Annotated in this window: 14 protein-coding genes; all 14 read left to right on the top strand. The window is 47.0% G+C overall.

Going from position 1 to position 17,146, the window contains the following annotated elements; translation table 11 throughout:
- The first annotated feature begins 185 nt into the window (after positions 1-185).
- Positions 186-932 (top strand): FadR/GntR family transcriptional regulator, encoded by a 747-nt coding sequence (locus MH144_RS05765; protein WP_239298269.1) that lies wholly within the window; start codon positions 186-188, stop codon positions 930-932.
- Positions 932-2,143: a M20 metallopeptidase family protein gene (locus tag MH144_RS05760; protein WP_239298267.1), complete on the top strand. Its 1,212-nt coding sequence runs from the start codon at positions 932-934 to the stop codon at positions 2,141-2,143. Before MH144_RS05765 ends, MH144_RS05760 begins: the two co-directional genes overlap by 1 nt.
- A complete protein-coding gene (locus tag MH144_RS05755; RefSeq protein ID WP_239298265.1) occupies positions 2,140-3,708 on the top strand; it encodes an ABC transporter substrate-binding protein in 1,569 nt (522 codons plus the stop codon). Before MH144_RS05760 ends, MH144_RS05755 begins: the two co-directional genes overlap by 4 nt.
- Before the next feature lie 104 nt (positions 3,709-3,812).
- Positions 3,813-4,730 (top strand): ABC transporter permease, encoded by a 918-nt coding sequence (locus MH144_RS05750; RefSeq protein WP_239298263.1) that lies wholly within the window; start codon positions 3,813-3,815, stop codon positions 4,728-4,730.
- Between the two features lie 15 nt (positions 4,731-4,745).
- Positions 4,746-5,675, top strand: a complete 930-nt coding sequence (locus tag MH144_RS05745; protein WP_239298261.1) for an ABC transporter permease — start codon at positions 4,746-4,748, stop codon at positions 5,673-5,675.
- Between the two features lie 26 nt (positions 5,676-5,701).
- Entirely contained in the window at positions 5,702-7,714 is a 2,013-nt protein-coding gene (locus MH144_RS05740) for a S9 family peptidase (protein ID WP_239298259.1), read from the top strand.
- A gap of 2 nt (positions 7,715-7,716) precedes the next feature.
- Complete coding sequence (locus tag MH144_RS05735) at positions 7,717-8,178, top strand: hypothetical protein (RefSeq protein WP_239298257.1); 462 nt, start codon at positions 7,717-7,719, stop codon at positions 8,176-8,178.
- Positions 8,179-8,416: 238 nt separating this feature from the next.
- Complete coding sequence (locus MH144_RS05730) at positions 8,417-8,785, top strand: hypothetical protein (RefSeq protein ID WP_239298255.1); 369 nt, start codon at positions 8,417-8,419, stop codon at positions 8,783-8,785.
- Positions 8,786-8,803: 18 nt separating this feature from the next.
- Positions 8,804-10,036, top strand: a complete 1,233-nt coding sequence (locus tag MH144_RS05725; RefSeq protein WP_239298253.1) for a beta propeller repeat protein — start codon at positions 8,804-8,806, stop codon at positions 10,034-10,036.
- A 122-nt stretch (positions 10,037-10,158) separates the two neighbouring features.
- On the top strand, positions 10,159-10,872 hold the full coding sequence (locus MH144_RS05720) for a glycosyltransferase family 2 protein (protein WP_239298251.1): 714 nt from the start codon (positions 10,159-10,161) through the stop codon (positions 10,870-10,872).
- Positions 10,873-11,060: 188 nt separating this feature from the next.
- Positions 11,061-11,453, top strand: coding sequence for a hypothetical protein (locus tag MH144_RS05715; protein WP_239298249.1), 393 nt, complete (start codon positions 11,061-11,063; stop codon positions 11,451-11,453).
- 306 nt (positions 11,454-11,759) lie between these two features.
- Positions 11,760-13,460: an NAD-dependent malic enzyme gene (locus MH144_RS05710; RefSeq protein WP_239298248.1), complete on the top strand. Its 1,701-nt coding sequence runs from the start codon at positions 11,760-11,762 to the stop codon at positions 13,458-13,460.
- Positions 13,461-13,642: 182 nt separating this feature from the next.
- Positions 13,643-14,605, top strand: a complete 963-nt coding sequence (locus MH144_RS05705) for an AEC family transporter (RefSeq protein WP_193721676.1) — start codon at positions 13,643-13,645, stop codon at positions 14,603-14,605.
- Positions 14,606-14,717: 112 nt separating this feature from the next.
- Positions 14,718-16,982 carry a hypothetical protein gene (locus MH144_RS05700; protein ID WP_239298247.1) on the top strand — a complete coding sequence of 755 codons (2,265 nt, stop codon included), beginning with the start codon at positions 14,718-14,720 and terminating at the stop codon, positions 16,980-16,982.
- Positions 16,983-17,146: the final 164 nt, after the last annotated feature.

The raw sequence follows: 17,146 nt of genomic DNA, 5'->3' as shown, positions 1-17,146 counted from the left end.
ATGGGAAGACGCTGCTGTAAATCGGCAGCGTCTTTTTCGTTATTAGGTTAGGGATTTTCGTCGGATTCAAAAAAAATTGTGATATTTTGAAAAAAAATCATTGCATATCTGTTTAGTCGGAATTATATTATGAGTAAGAGTTTAATGGTATAAGGTTTAGACATTATATCGATCGGAGTGTTGATATGTTCAACCAAGCGACTTTCCAGTTTGAGAAAGTTTCTGCAATAAAGGTCAGTGAGTTCATCAGAGAACAGTTGGAGGAAGCTATTATCCTTAAAGAAATCATGAGTGAAGATCAGCTCCCTTCGGAACGTGAACTTGCCGAAATTTTCAATGCAAGCCGAATTACGGTTCGTGAAGCCTTATCTGCTCTTGAGAGTAAGGGATTGATTGAAAAACGTGTTGGTGCCAAGGGAGGAACATTCGTACTTCCCATCACGGCCAATGCACACAAAAGAACCAAGGAAGAAATCATGCGTGACTGGGATCAGATGTTACATGTGTTTGAATATCGGACAATCGTGGAGCCGGAAGGCGCTTTTCTGGCTGCTGAGCGGATCACCGCAGGCGAACTGGAACTGCTGGAAGGTTACATCAAACAGAGTACCGAGCCAGAATGTACACGGGAATGGTTCAGGGCACTGGACGTCAAGTTTCACCTGACAATTGCCAAGGCATCAGGGAATCCTTACCTGGAAACGGCAGTCAGACAGATTCGAACCAAGATCAACCCTGCACTGGATCTGATGCCATACGATGAGAACATTCGGGTCCTTAACCAAGGAGTACATACCGAGATCCTTGAAGCACTGAAGTCACGTGATCCGGTGAAATCACGAGATACGATGAAACGTCACATTGCATTTTCCGCTGATGCCATCTATTCACGGTTGGTCTCATCGGAACCACAAGAAGGGAATGAGCACTAATGGAACAAACAAGACTATTGAATCTTGCACAGCAGCTGCAGCCAAAGCTCACGAACTGGCGGAGAGACTTTCATCGCCATCCGGAAATCGGATACGAAGAGGTGCGTACTTCAGGCATCGTGGCTGAGCATCTGGAAAGCCTCGGGCTTGAAGTGACACGTCATGTAGGCAAGACCGGGGTTGTAGGTTTGCTACGGGGGGAAACGGATGGTCCAACCATTGCACTCCGGGCAGATATGGATGCTCTTCCGATCCAGGACCAGAAAGCAGCGGAGTACAGTTCCCAGGTTGAAGGCAAGGCTCACTTGTGTGGTCATGATGCCCACACCACCATTTTGATGGGAGCGGCTGAACTGCTTACCGGTCTTGGCAGACCGAAGTCGGGCAACATCAAGTTTGTATTCCAGCCAGCAGAAGAGGGGCTAGCCGGTGCACGGGCCATGATTCAGGACGGAGTACTGGAGAATCCGAAGGTGGATGCGATCGCAGGTCTGCATATGACACCTGGCCAGGATACGGGCACCGTTGGTGTCAGTAAAGGGGTTGCTTTTGCTTCGGCAGACCGTCTGGTGATTCGTGTATTCGGCAAAGGTGGACATGCTGCACGGCCGCATGAAGGGATCGATGCGATTGCCGTATCCGCTCAGGTCATCACAGCGCTGCAGAATATCGCCAGTCGTTTGGTGGATCCGCTGGAACCCGTTGTAGTCACCATTGGCAAGATTACTGGTGGGTATATGGGCACAGCTATTGCGCCAGAGGTGGAGATGATCGGTACGGTCCGCACACTCTCACCCATCCTTCGTGAACGTATGCCTGCATTGATTGAACAAGTCGTTAGTGGGGTGTGCGCTTCCTTCGGCGCAGGACATGAGGTCGTTTACGGCGATGGATATCCGGTTGTGGTGAACGATCATGCGATGGTCGACTTGCTTACCGAAACTGTTGATGGATTGGATTGGGCAAAAGGATGGAGCAGCATTCCACCTTCTACCGGCGGTGAAGATTTTGCCTTCTATTGCGAACAGATTCCTGGCGTTTTCTTCCGTCTTGGTTCGGGCAATGAGGAAGAGCGGACAAGATATCCGCTGCATCATCCGATGTTTGATCTGGATGAAACGGCAATGCCTTATGGTGTAGGTTTGCTGTCATCCATAGCACTTGAGTTTTTGGCAAGAAACACGACTTCTGAGGGGGAACGTTCCGAATGAAAAAAAGACAATGGACTGGCATGTGGATTACATTACTAGCTGTAGCATTGGTGCTCAGCGCATGCGGTGGAACAAGTACAGGCACAGATAGCAACTCGTCATTAAGTGAAACGGAAGGCGGCGGAGCTGCCAGCACAACACTTACGATTGCAGCAGCTACCGATATTGAGAGCTTCGATCCACATAACAACAACAATACATCCAGTGAGGCAGTTCTGGTTAACGTATTCGATTATCTGATCAAAAACGACAGTGAACAAAATAAAGTGCCTGGACTTGCTGAATCCTGGGAACAAATGGATGACACCACCTGGCGTTTCAACCTGCGTGAAGGGGTTACGTTCCATAATGGCGATCCATTCACTTCAGCAGACGTCAAATATACACTCGAGCGTGTAGCCAAAGATGAAACGCTTAAACAAAACAGCTATTTCAAAAATATCGTTGAAGTCAAAGCGGTTGATGAGCATACCGTAGATATCATTACGGACGGACCAGATCCGCTGCTGCTTAACCGCCTCTCGAAAATGGGAGCAGGCATCCTGCCTGCCAAATATATCGAGGATAATGGCATGGATAATTTCCTGAAACAGCCGGTAGGAACCGGACCTTATAAATTCAGCAAATGGACCAAAGATGATCGTGTGGTACTCGTGAAGAATGAGAACTACTATGGCGATGAACCGAAATGGAATGAAGTCGTATTCCGCGTAATCCCTGAGGCTTCCACACGGGTATCCGAACTGCTCGCGGGTGGAGTTGACGTTGCTGCATCGATTCCATCTACAGACATTGCCCGTATTGAAGGTGAAGCAGACAAGAAAATTGTCAAAGCGCCAATCCAGCGCGTACTGCAGCTGATCTTCCGTCAAACAGAAGGCAGCATTACAGCTGATCCGAAAGTTCGTGAAGCCATTGATCTGGCCATCGACAAACAAGGTATTGTCGACAGCATTGCTGGCGGAGCAGGTATCGTCACCCGTACATCCGTAACGCCAGGTAACTTTGGTGCAGATCCTTCATTATACAAAACATCGCTATATGATCTGGAAAAAGCCAAACAGCTTCTGAAAGAAGCGGGTTACGCCGAAGGCGAAGCCGAGATGACCATTTCCGTTTCATCGCAATATAAGGAACAGGTTGAAGTTGTTGCTGCCATGCTGGAGCAAGCAGGCTTCAAAATCAATATGGATGTGCTTGAGCCAAGTGCTTTCAGTGAACGTTACAGTTCCAAATCATTCAAGGAAATCTTCATGATTGGTATCGGCAACTCCTTGTTCGACGCTTCAAATAACTACAACCGCTACATGTTGGAAGAAGCTAAAGGAGAGTCGGATTACAATAATCCGGAAGTGGAGAAATTGCTTCAATCTGCACTCGTGAACATGGACCCTGAGGCTCGGGAAAAAGAGTACCAGCAAGTACAGCAAATCTTCGCAGAAGAACGTCCAGCCGTGTATCTGTACCAGATGGAAGGGGTCTACGGAACGAATGCACGCGTGAACTTCACGCCGCGCAGTGATGAAATGTTCTATGCCGACGAGATTGCAACTGCAGCACAGTAAGACCCGGCAGAACAACTGGTCATTGCAACGATAGGCCGTGAACGGCAGGGACTGGGTAGACCAAGTTCCTGCCGTTCTTTTGTATCGCATGGAGGTGAATGAGGATGGGGAAGTACGTATTCAAATCTTTACTGCAAGTCATACCGGTATTATTTATTGTATCGCTGATTGTGTTCATTTTGGTCAGGGTCACGGGTGATCCTGTTGCCCTGATGCTGCCCGAAACCGCTACAGCGGAAGACCGCGCGGTGCTAACAGAAGCGCTTGGGCTGGATCAACCGCTCTACACGCAGTATGTGAAATTCCTGGGCAGTGCATTGCAGGGCGATTTCGGTCAATCTTTTCGCTATGGACAACCAGCCCTGCAGCTTGTACTAGAGAGATTGCCTGCCAGCTTTGAACTTGCCGTAGCAGCTATGTTTTTTGCCGTTCTGATGGCAGTGCCGCTGGGTGTCATTTCGGCGGTTAAGCGCAATACGTTTACCGATCTGATCATTTCGGGAATATCCGTGATCGGCAAGGCCATGCCGAACTTCTGGATGGGCATCATGCTGATCCTGTTGTTCTCCGTTATGTTGGGCGTTCTGCCCGTCTCGGGCCGGGGTGGTCTGTCGCATTTGATCTTGCCCGCATTTACCCTTGGCGTAGGTTTAGCCGCACAGATGACCCGTCTAATTCGTTCCAGTATGCTGGAAATTCTAAGTCAGGATTATATTCGTACGGCACGCAGCAAGGGGCTTGGCCGCATGGTCGTGATTGGGAAGCATGCGTTTCGGAACGGCTTGATCCCGGTGGTAACGATAATGAGTTTACAGTTTACAAGCCTAATCGGCGGAACACTAATTACGGAAACGGTGTTCTCTTGGCCGGGGCTTGGACAGCTTCTGGTCGTCGCCGTTAATACACATGACATGGCGATTGTACAGGCAGCCGTATTTGTCATTGCCGTAATCGTAGTTGTAACCAATATCTTGACGGACGTAGCTTACCGGCTGCTTGATCCGCGCATTAAATTCGACTAAAAGGAGGTGCAACCTATGACAGGGAGCAATGAAATGCCAATTTCGGGTGCGGAACAGGAAAAGGAGAGTTCACGTAGCCAAGGGGGATTTCGCTATATATGGAAACAACTGATCATCAGCAAGACCGGAATGCTTGGCTCTGTGCTTGTTTTGTTGGTCGTCATGATTGCCATATGTGCACCTCTGCTAACGAGTCACGATCCTGCAGCTGTCGATCCACTTAATCGCCTTAAACCTCCTGCCTGGATGGATGGAGGAGCCTCGGAGCATTGGCTTGGTACGGATAACCTGGGCCGAGACATGTGGAGCCGAATCGTATATGGTGCACGCGTTTCATTAATCGTAGGTATGGGGGCAGTCATTGTCTCGGGAGTGATCGGAGCCATCCTGGGACTGCTATCCGGATTTTATGGGAAATGGCTCGATGCGGTCATCATGCGGGTGGGAGATGCCTTCATGGCGATTCCTACCATTCTGTTCATGCTCGTTGTGATGGCTATCGTTGGCCCGGGAATAACGACCTTGATCTTTGTCATCGGTGTAACCAACTGGGTTCCGTTTACCCGTATCGTTCGAAGTGAGGTTCTCAGTATTAAGGAGCGTGACTTTGTTCATGCAGCCAGATCTATTGGAGCCAAGAATGGACGCTTGATTCTAAAACATATTCTGCCAAACATCCTGTCTTCCTTTATTGTCATCTGCGGTATGAACGTTGGAACCACCATTATTATGGAAGCTTCGCTTAGTTTCCTCGGTCTGGGCATTAAGCCGCCGGACGTCTCATGGGGAGGCATGCTCAGTGATGGAAGACAATATGTAGCCACAAGCTGGTGGGTAGCCACATTCCCGGGACTAGCCATCACATTCACAGTACTTGGTGTTATTTTCCTCGGTGATTGGCTGCGCGATGTACTTGATCCACGTACGGAAACGAATAAAAAATAACAGCACTGGAGAAAGGGGAGCTTCATATGAGCAACCGACCGATCATGCCGGAGGATCTATATCACTATCGTTCCATTAGCCAACCCGTAATCCATCCGAATGGACAGGTGGCATACGTAGAGCAGACCATAGATCGGCAAAAGAACGAGTACAACACCCGGATTCGGGGAATCTCGCTGGATGGAAGCAATGATACCGAGCTTACTGATGGCACCAAGGACACAGCGCCAAGCTGGACACCTGATGGAACACGGCTTGCTTTCTTGCGTTTGGAAGATGGAGGTAAAGGACTATGGACTCTTGCGGCAGGTGAGAACGAACCTGTTAATCTTATTCCGCCGGAACGAAAAATATTGGATTACGCATGGTCACCTGACGGCCTGTATATTGCCTTCACCAGCAAAGTGCAGATCAAAGACGCAGAGGGCAAAGATGAACCGAAGAATGAAACAGCACCTGAGCTGCGTGGCAAAGTGTATGAACGTACAACGCCGAAAGCGGAGGGATCCGGCTGGTGGGACGGACTATACAGCCATCTGTTTGTTTATGAGGTGGGAAGTGGAGAGATCACTTCAGTGACCACCGGAACCTGGAACGTCAGTGGACCTGCTTGGTCCCCGGATAGTCAGAGTCTTGCCTTTATTTCGAAGCAGGTGGAGGATAAAGGAGCTGATGCGGACCTTCTGTACTTTACAGACGTATACACTATTCGACCGGGAGTGAATAAGCCTTCCAAAGTGACGGATTCCAGTCTGCTGGTGAGCCAGTTCTCCTATTCTCCCGATGGTCAGGTACTCAACCTGATTGCCAGCGACCGGGAATTCGGCAGCGGCAGTCATAACCGATTATACGCAGTCCCCGTGCAAGGTGGAACGCTCAAGCCGATCACATCGAAATTGGATATGCAGTTAGGCAACGCAGCACTCGGAGATATGAAGTCTGCCGGTCCGTCTCCATCTCCGGTCTGGGATGCTAACCATCCTGAACGAGGTATGTTTGTACTTGGTACGCATGATGGAAGCGTGGATGTGTACCGCATCCATGAAAATGGCGACTGTCAGCCCGTGACCGGAAAAGGTGAAAAGGATGTGTATCAATACACATTGTCACCCGATGGAGCCACACTCGTCATTGCTGCTCTAACAGCTGACCACCCTGCGGAGCTGTATCGCGTGGATGTTGAGACTGGCGAAATGGACCGACTCACCCGAAGAAACGACGAATGGATAAACGCGCTCCAAGTGAATGTACCTGAACGGATTGAATTTACATCCACAGACGGCTGGCGCATCCAGGGATGGCTGCTGCAACCTGCGAGGCATGATTCGAGTGCCAAAACTCCATTAATTTTACAAATCCATGGAGGCCCGCATGCAATGTACACGGGTACTTTCAGTTATGAGATGCAGACACTTGCAGCACAAGGGTATGCCATCCTATGGGTGAATCCGCGAGGAAGTATGGGGTACGGACAGGAATTTGCAAGAGCTTGCCGTGGTGATTTCGCGGGTGGAGACTTTCGTGATTTAATGGAGGCGGTTGACTATGCCCTTGACACATACGAGCAATTTGATGAATCACGTCTGGGTGTTGCAGGCGGCAGTTACGGAGGGGTTATGACAAACTGGATCGTTGCCCATAGCAATCGGTTCAAGGCAGCTGTTACCCAGCGCTGCATCTCCAATTGGCTGTCCATGTACGGTACCAGTGATATAGGTATATCTTATGTTGAAGGAGTCATTGGGGGTAATCCGGCGGCGAATGCCGAGCTGTTATGGTCCCGTTCACCACTGGCTTACGCACATAAGATCGACACACCGCTTCTTATCATGCATGGAGAGCAGGACTATCGGACTCCGATTGCCCAGGCGGAGGAGCTCTATACCGCGCTCAAACGTTACGGCAAAACAACCAAACTGATTCGCTACCCTGGTTCCAATCATTCGCTGCTCAAAAGCGGCAAGCCTTCACTACGAGTGGACAGTTTCGAACAGATCAATGCCTGGTTCAATGAGCATCTTCGAGAAGAGGGGGCCTGAGCATGAGTCAGGTGCGGCTTTCGATTCCTGTAGGGATGCTGGTGGAGAATGTTCTGACAAGTGGTGAATCGATTGAGGTTATCATCGATCGCTTGCGTCGGAGAGATCTCGCACCTTTGCTGTCCAAGATCAAGGAACCGACCATGGATGTGGAAGAACGGTTGCAGACGGCAGAAGAAGCTGCCGAGGATTGGGCGGAGGCTCTTCGCAGCGGATACGAGTTTAAGTTTTTGCATATCAACGGACTGAAAAGGGTGCTGGACTTTCGTTTTGATCGTAAGATTGATCGGGACTATAGCCAAGAGGAGTTAACGCTGCGGCATATCCGATTAAACGCTCAAGAGATAGAATTGCTGCGCATGCTTATTGGCCGGCAGTGGGAAGTTATTGAAGAGGGAAATAATGAGGCAGGTGCAGCGCTCTCAGCCGATATTCTCGTGGGGATAAAACTGAAATATCAATAATTCAACCTAAATAAATCGCAATCTTATATATGGAAAGGTCCTGGGGAAATTACCAGGGCTTTTTTTGTTTTGATCAGCGGAGGGGCAAGATGCGCAGGACTACGCAGTGAATGAAAAAAAAGGAACAGGAACATTCGAGGGGACACTTATATTAGCCGTGACGGTTGATAGATTGGAACATAGTATAGTCTAAACGGAAGAATAGTACCTTTTCCTGCTGAGAAGGGAGTGAAATGTTTTGCCGAATAGTACAGGATTGATCTATAACCCGGTCAATGGTGCGACGCAATCCACTCAGGTTCTGATAACTTGCATTAATGATTCTCTGGATACCCCTATTAATATTGAACTTGAAATATTCAGATGGGACACAACGCAAACGGTACGTGTACCCGTTGGTCATGATTTGTTTGCATTAGGCCCGCAAATTACCAGAACAATCATTTATCCACTCATTAATGCCGCTTTTTTTGAGGTTCAAAGTGACTTTTTCAGCGCAACGAGTACTATGATTAATGTTTACGGTGTAGATTCTACAGGTCAGGTGATTCAACGGGTTCTACAGTCGGAAATGTCAATCATAGACCGATTCACAAATATCCCTTAAGGACGTGAGGTGAGCACTTTGCCAGTTGTTAATATTACCGGAGCCTTGGCAGGCAACCAGTTTGAACCTTCCATTGCTGTAAATACGTTAAATCCGAATATTATGTGCGTCGTTGCGGTGGACACCAGCACAGGGCCCACGCTAACTGGCTTCTATCGTTCAATCGATGGTGGAAACACATGGTCGACTACAGTGCTTCCACAGCCTGCCGGATATTCCGGAGCAGAGGCACCTACGATTGACTATACATTTCCGAACACCTTTATTGTGACGGTTCACGTATTTAACGGAATCAATGACGGGACGATTGTCAGTTATACTTCCTTTGACGATGGGCTAACGTGGCAACCTCCTGTGATTGTACAGGCAGGTTTCGGCACAGTTGTGCATAATGATGAACCTTTCATCGCCGTGGACCGTTCTCCGGGGAGTCCTTATCGTGGTAATGCATACGTGGGCTACACTCCGCTCGCTACAACTTCTTCGGCCATTTTCACCCAAAGATCCGTAACGCAGGGTCTGTCTTGGGATCCGCCAGATCGACAGTCTAACCCTCGTGGGATACATGACCGTGCGGCATTGGCTGTAGGCTTTTCTGGCGAAGTATATGCAGGATATATTCTTACAGGCCCTGCCAGTCCTTCTGCATTACTGAGGATATCTTATGACGGTGGAATTGATTACCAGCCTCCCATTCAGCGTCAGCCCACCTTTATCTCATCGGTCGTTCCTGCTCCTTCGCCACTACCTGTGCCCAATTACGCATTTCGAGTTCAAACCAACCTGTGTCTGGGTGCTGATATATCCATTGGACCGAACAGTGGAACCGTATACGGGGTCTGGAACGATGCACGTAATGGTTACACGGATGTGTTCCTCAGCGAATCTCCCGATGGACTGCTATGGTCCACGCCCATAAGTATAACGGGCGCCCCTCCGGGTACACAGAACTTCTTTCCTTTTATAACGGTGTCCCCGTTTGCTGGAACGATTCGGGTCATTTATATGACCAATCGGATCGACGGATTCCTTCTGGATGTATTCGTTGCTGAATCATTTGACGGCGGGGCCACGTTCAGTAACCGTAGACTCACGACGACTTCTTTTAATCCGAATGGAAATAACCCGATTCCAACACCACTCATTGGGGATTATATTACGGCTGCTACCGCAGCTCCTGATAATCTGGCTGCCGTGTGGATGGCGACTACGCCACCAACAGGGAAACTGGACATTTATTTTGGCACGTAACCATGATTTGAGGGCCTTGGCGACAAGCCAAGGCTCAATCTATAATTCTTTTCTATTAAGCCTACACCCGATCTATTCTTCTACATATGATGAAAGATCATTCATAGAAGAGAGGTTAAGCCTTGAACAATAAAGAGGGTGGACATGGGGTTTCCATTATTGTATGTACGAACCGGTCACAGTTTTTTGATAATATTCTGACGAATTTTAAGAGGCAACATTATCGGAATAAAGAGTTAATTATCATTCTGAATCATGACGGCATGAATCTGGAATCATATCGAAACCGTGTTCGAGGCCATGCCAATATAAACGTATATCAGGTTCCTGAGAGAATTTCGTTAGGACAATGTTTGAATGCGGGGATTGAACGTGCTCGCTTCTCGTTAATTGCTAAGTTTGATGATGACGATTATTATTCTGCCTATTATCTGAAAGAACAAGTAGGCGCATTAAAACGGACCCGAAGTGATATCGTGGGCAAACATTCTTGTCTGGTATATCTCGGCGCTTCCAAAAAACTTCTGATCCGATCCCCTAAGGAAGCCAGTAAATTCGTAGAGTTTGTGCAGGGGGGCACGATCCTGTTCAAAAAAGAAGTGCTCAAGAAGGTTCGATTCACCGACCGTTCCGTGGGGGAAGATGTTACGTTTCTGAGGCAATGCAGGAAGAGGGGCTTCAAAACCTATGCGACCTCACCCTATAACTATGTCTATCACCGGAGGCAGAATAAGAAAAGCCATACGTGGAAAGCAGATGATACATTTTATCTGCAAGGTAGTAAACTACTCACCGTTACAGACCAGTTTCGTCCTTTCGCAGACAAGGAAATCTAAAGGGTAACATCCATTGAAGTAAAAAGGCGCTCCTGTGAGCGCCCCATATAACTATGAATTAATTAAAGATAAGTCTGAATAAAACCTGGTGTACACACCAGGTCAAGGCTGACTGCTTCAAACATTTGCAGGAATATCACATCTAATCTTGAAGTAATCTGTAAGAAGTCTCATTTAAGGAGGACGAAATGACAGCAGCAGCAATGACCATAATCATTGGTATAGTGATAGTTGTGTTCGGGTTGACCACAGGATTGATTCTCGTCCTAAATGTCACCAAAAGAATGCGTACGGGTCAAGAGAAGATGCAGATCAAAAAGGAGATTCTAAAATTCGGAACTCCTGCAATTGCAATCATCCAGGATATCGCTGAGACTTCATCCAGCATGGATGGACGGCCTGGCGTGCGTCTTGATCTGTTAGTCACCCAGGAAGATGGTCAGACCTTTCAAACGATTGTGAAGACGTATATTCCGATCATTCATGTCCCGAAATTTCAGAGAGGTAGCGAAATAGATGTGAGATACATAGAGGATGGGGCAGCGAAAAAGGTAGAGGTTGTGGATGCTTACATCCCGTAACACTCCATTTCTCACAAATATTCTTACTGTAACCGCAGCAATGCGGTTTTTTCTTATGTCTGTGTCATGTCAGCATTCCTCATCTTTAAGCCAAAGAATGCTATAAAATGATTTTCTTGAAAAATAATAAATTGATAAATATTATTTATCGAATAGTAACTAAATTCCTTTCATGAAAGTTTCACAACTTCGTTTACATCAAAGAAAAAAAGTCATATAATTGTCATCGGAAGGTTAACAACTAACTTTAAGTTACCTAGTGTAAAAAAGAAACTAAAGAGACATCATGAAAGAAGGCTATTAGTAATGAACACATTTTTTGTTGATTCGAGCGGGAATCTGAAAACACAATTAAGAGGTAAAGATGTTCTATCCAATCCAATGCTGAACAAGGGTATTGCCTTTACCGAAGAAGAGAGAAAAGAACTTAACCTGAACGGCATTTTGCCGCCAATGGTATTAAATATTGAAGAACAGGTGAGCCGGGTATACCAGCAGCTGCAAAATGAATCTGATAATTTGCGCAAAAGCATCATGCTGAATGACTTGTTCAACCGAAACATTGTCCTTTTTTATCGTTTATTAAAAGAACATCTTAGTGAAATGCTGCCGATTGTATATACACCTACGGTCGGGCAAGCGATTCAGGAATATAGCCATCAATACCACAGACCTGGCGGAGTGTATCTATCCATTAACGATATGGACGGCCTGGAGGAGGCATTCCGGAACAGCGGTCTGCAAGCTGGAGACGTGGATCTCATTGTGGTAACCGACTCGGAAAGCATCCTTGGCATCGGAGACTGGGGTGTAGGCGGAATTAACATTGCTATCGGTAAACTGGCGGTGTACACCGCTGCCGTAGGGGTTGACCCAAGCCGAGTGCTTCCAGTGGTACTTGATGTGGGAACCAACAATCCTACATTGCTGAATGATCCATTATATGTGGGAAATCGTCATGAACGTATCCGCGGTGAGAAGTATGATCAGTTTATTGAAGCTTTTGTGAAGGAAACGACCAAATGGTTCCCGGACGTTCTGCTTCACTGGGAAGACATGGGCAGCGTAAATGCCAGAAATATCATCCATACATATGGAGAAGAGCTGCTCACCTTCAATGATGATATTCAAGGAACGGGTGCAGTCACACTTGCTGCTGTGATGTCAGGTGTTCAAGTTACGGGTGTACCTCTTCGTGAGCATCGTGTGCTTGTATTTGGCCCAGGGGCTGCCGGTATTGGTAATGCGGATCAAATCAGAGATGCCATGATGGAAGAAGGACTTACACAGGAAGAAGCAGAGAATCGTTTCTGGGCGTTCGATTATCGTGGTATCTTGACGGACGAGATCGAGGGATTGTTTGAATTCCAGAAGCCATATGTACGTCAAGCGGAGGAAATCCAGGATTGGAATCGGGATGAACAGGGTCAGGTAAATCTGCTTGAAGCTGTTAGCCGTATTAAACCGACCATTCTTATCGGTACATCTGGTGTTACAGGTGCCTTCAATGAACAGGTTGTTAAGGAAATGGCGAAGCATGTGGAACGTCCAATCATTATGCCGATGTCCAATCCAACATCCCTTGCCGAAGCAGCTCCGAAAAGCCTAATTGAATGGACAGATGGCAAAGCATTGATCGCGACAGGAAGCCCATTTGAACCCGTAATGTATAATGACATCCAGTTTGAGATCGGTCAATCCAACAATGCGTTTGTTTTCCCTGGTCTGGGACTGGGAGCTATTGTATCCAAAGCTTCGAAATTTACGAAAAATATGTTTACAGCAGCGGCGATCGCGGTTGCTGGTGCAGTGGATTCTTCTGAACCAGGAGCACCACTGCTGCCAAGAGTGAAAGAATTGCAGAATGTTTCTTACAAAGTGGCAGTTGCTGTAGCCAAAGCAGCAATAGAAGACGGCGTCGCCCGCCGGGAACTTGAAAACGTGGAAGAGGCCATTAAGGAAGCCATGTGGCATCCTGTATACAGACCTATCCTTGCAGCAGTTTAATAAACGTAAACACGCAATGGTTTTAATATGACAATACGTCACACCGAAGGGAATACCTGTCCATGCGTACAGGTATTCCTTGGCTGTGTCCAAAATTGAAAATAACATATCACATGATCAAAATTATTGTCATTTGTTGAATTGTTGCAAATGCTCAGATCATAAATGGAGGTTTGACCAACATGTCAGTAAGTGACATTTTCATTATATTAATCCCTATATTTTTTGTAATTTTACTCGGTTTTTTTGGAGGCTACTTCAAAGTATTTAACTCCGCATCCTCCAAAGGCCTGAATACACTAGTGACCAAGTTTGCGCTGCCGGCACATTTGTTCATTGGTATCACAACGACAAAAAAAGAGACCCTGATTGATAAGTGGCCATTCTTCATGACCATATTCCTGGGAATCATCGGCTTCTATGTTGTACTACTGTTGGTGATGCGTTTCATTTTCAAAGTAAACCTTAGCCAGTCATCGATCTTTTCGTTGAATGCTACTCAACCTTCGTTTGCATTTATGGGGATTCCGGTTTTGGGTAACCTGTTCGGTGCCGCTGAAGTCACCATTCCAATTGCAATTACGGGCATTGTAGTTAATGCGCTGCTTGATCCAATTGCGACCATTGTCAGTTCTGTGGGGAAGAAAACGGAAGAGGGCAAGCAGAGTGGTCATGGCGAGAGCTTGTTTAAACTTACAGTCCATTCCATCATCCATGGTCTGAAAGAACCGCTTGCCTGCATTCCGCTTCTGGGTGTAATCCTGACACTTGTTGGCTTCCAGTCACCTCAGCTGCTGCAAAGCTCCTTTGATCAGATCGGTAGCATTACATCCGGAGCAGCCTTGTTTGCAATCGGGGTAACGGTGGGTATTAACCGGATCAAATTCAGCCTGAATGCCATCAGCATTTCGCTGTTGAAAGTGATTGCTCTGCCGTTATTTACGTATATGTTTGCATTGTTAATGGGATTATCATCCACCGACATGACTATGGTCATCCTGCTTGTATCCTTTCCAGGTTCAGCCGTAGCTGCGATGATTGCATCGAGGTTCGATACACTTGAGGTTGAGACGGCATCATCCTTTGTCATGAGCTCCGTGCTGTCACTGATCTCACTGCCGATCCTCATTTCCATATTGGTATGATTCAGAAGAAGTCGCGATATTCGCGGCTTTTTTCATTTTCTGAATTTTAAAAAAGTTGCTTATAACATGAAAATTATTAATAATGTTTAGATGTGCGAAAGGGGGAGGTTTTTTGAAAAAGAAGAAGAATAGAATTCCGTTTACAATTCTCGTATTTTTTGTTCCTGCGATGATCTTAACTGTACAGATCTGGAATGATTATCGAGGTGGGGTTATGAGAGTCCAAGATCAATACTCCAATCTGACAGGCATGTATTATCTTGATGGGGGGAACAAAATTGTAGCTTTAACGGATGAAATGGACGGCGAGTATTCGAGGCTCCACCTATATGAGGCTAACACGGGAAACCTGATCAAAGAACAAATGATCCGTGCCAATTCACAAGGTCCATTAGCAGCAACTACATATCAGAATAACGGTGTGATCATCCCAACATTAGATAGCAGTCAGAGCTTACAGCTGACTCACGTACGGGATACGGGAGAAGTGACAGAATTAGCCCGAAGTACAATGCAGCTCGATACTCCTTGGGCAGGTTTACATGCATGGCGTGGCAGGCTCATTGTGAATGGAGAAACATCAGGTTCAACGACATACCTTGCAGAGGTCAGGGACGCAGAAGTAAAACTAGAGATTCTTAATAGTCCAGATGTACTTCCGTCGGATCCGGATAGTATCTCTGATGTAGACGGGAGCTTCAAAAACGAACTACCTGTTCCTTTATTTGAAGTCGTACTTGAACATGGCCAAAGGGCCTATGTGAGTGGAATTCTTCAACAGGATGGACTTCCGGCTGTGAAGGTCCAGACTGAGGATGTAGGTATTTTCCTTGCACAGGAACAGGCTTCCAATACGTTTGCCGAATCATTCGGCATTGAATACACCCGGTTGGTTCGCGCCCAGGATTCCAATCCCAAACAAGTCCGTTTCTATAATGCCAAAACGAATGAGTGGGGATCTGTCGTTAACACTCCCAAACCGGTATACCAAGCGAGTGTATTCTTATTGAATGACCAGGAGATTTTCATTGTTGGATCTTCCATGGAGGATGAGAAACAAGGTGAAGTTCGCGGTTATATCTACAATGATAAGAAAAAGTCTTTCATGGATGTAGGAGCAATGGTGGGGCAATTAACATATGAGGATCTGAAGAACACGGAGGTTGAATTTTACAAAGCTCTTGAAGATGATACGCTCTATTACTCGGGCGGCGAACAAGTGGCAGGCGCCATGAACGTGGAGACAGGACTAGTCCATATTCAGACGAAGGATCAGATGCTCGAATGGATCAGAACAGCGAATGAAGGACAGTTATCCTTCCGTGGTTTCCTAGGTCATATTGGTGATGGGGGGGGGCTTGTCCTCAACTGGGCAGTTTGGCTCGCCATTCCGCTGTTAGTAATCATCGTGCCACAGTTCGTCCTGCCACTAATATTTAAAAGGCGAACACAGCTGATTAACGAGGGTGAACTGTTGAATGGTACGATCATGGAGATGGCAGAGACAGGCACCTACGTCAACAATCAGCCGCTGGTTCGCTTCAAAATTCGTTTCGAGGTGGATGGTGAACGGAAGGAGGTTGAACTCAAAAAGGTGATCTCTCTCCTGAATGTTAATCGTATCGGCGATCAGGTAGTTATCAGCTATAATCGGGAAAAGGACAAGGCCATGTTGATATCCGATGAGGATGTACAGGCCCAGATGCCATCAACCATACATCATGCTGTTCTTGAACGTATTGATCATTATGGATTCCTCAATCGCGGCAAGGTCCTCCTGCTCCATTTTACAGCGGATGAAGAAGAATACGAGGTGCCGGTTGTGCAGCCCCCAGGCTTCAACTACCGTGAAGGGACCGCTGCAACGTTGATTATGGCTGGAGGCCAGGTTCGCCTTCAGTCTTATGGCGTGGGTACTTCCGAACTCACCGATCAATTACCATTGGAAGCTGAAGTTGTCCGAATCGAGAAGAAGGAGACAGAGTTTCTGGATCGGGAACTGCTGATCATGGATTTGATCATAACAAGTGGTGAGGACAGCATCCGCAAAACAAACAGCCTGTTCGTACCATCGGGGACTATTGTTCAGAACGGCACGCGGATTCCAATGCATATGAAACGTGAAGATTATGAGCGTGAGCTTCGTTTAGCGAAAGGCAAACAGGGTGCGGCAACGATTCGCTCTGTCACGTATGAAGGAATCACAGCCGGCGAGCGCCCCTTGGCGCTGATTACTGTAGATCGAGGTGGACAGAGCTATGAAATTTATCAGTCGATAGACCCTGTATTCGGTGTAGAGATCGGCGATGAGCTCTGGATCCGTTATGATGAACAGACACGTGAAGCCCTTATACTAAATTATTCATCAAATGAATAGCATTTCTGCAGCGGTATGTGACGAACTCAGATCCTTACTAGGACTCTGGGTTCGTTTTTACTTTTGTCTTCATGGGATACCTGGTTACCCTGAACACACCACCATAGAAGATGCTTGTGTTATAATGCCATGTAGATATGACGATCATATGAGAGATAATTGAA

The organism is Paenibacillus sp. ACRRY (genome assembly GCF_022346995.1).
Lineage (GTDB): Bacteria > Bacillota > Bacilli > Paenibacillales > Paenibacillaceae > Paenibacillus.
This window is presented reverse-complemented; position numbering and strand designations above follow the sequence as displayed.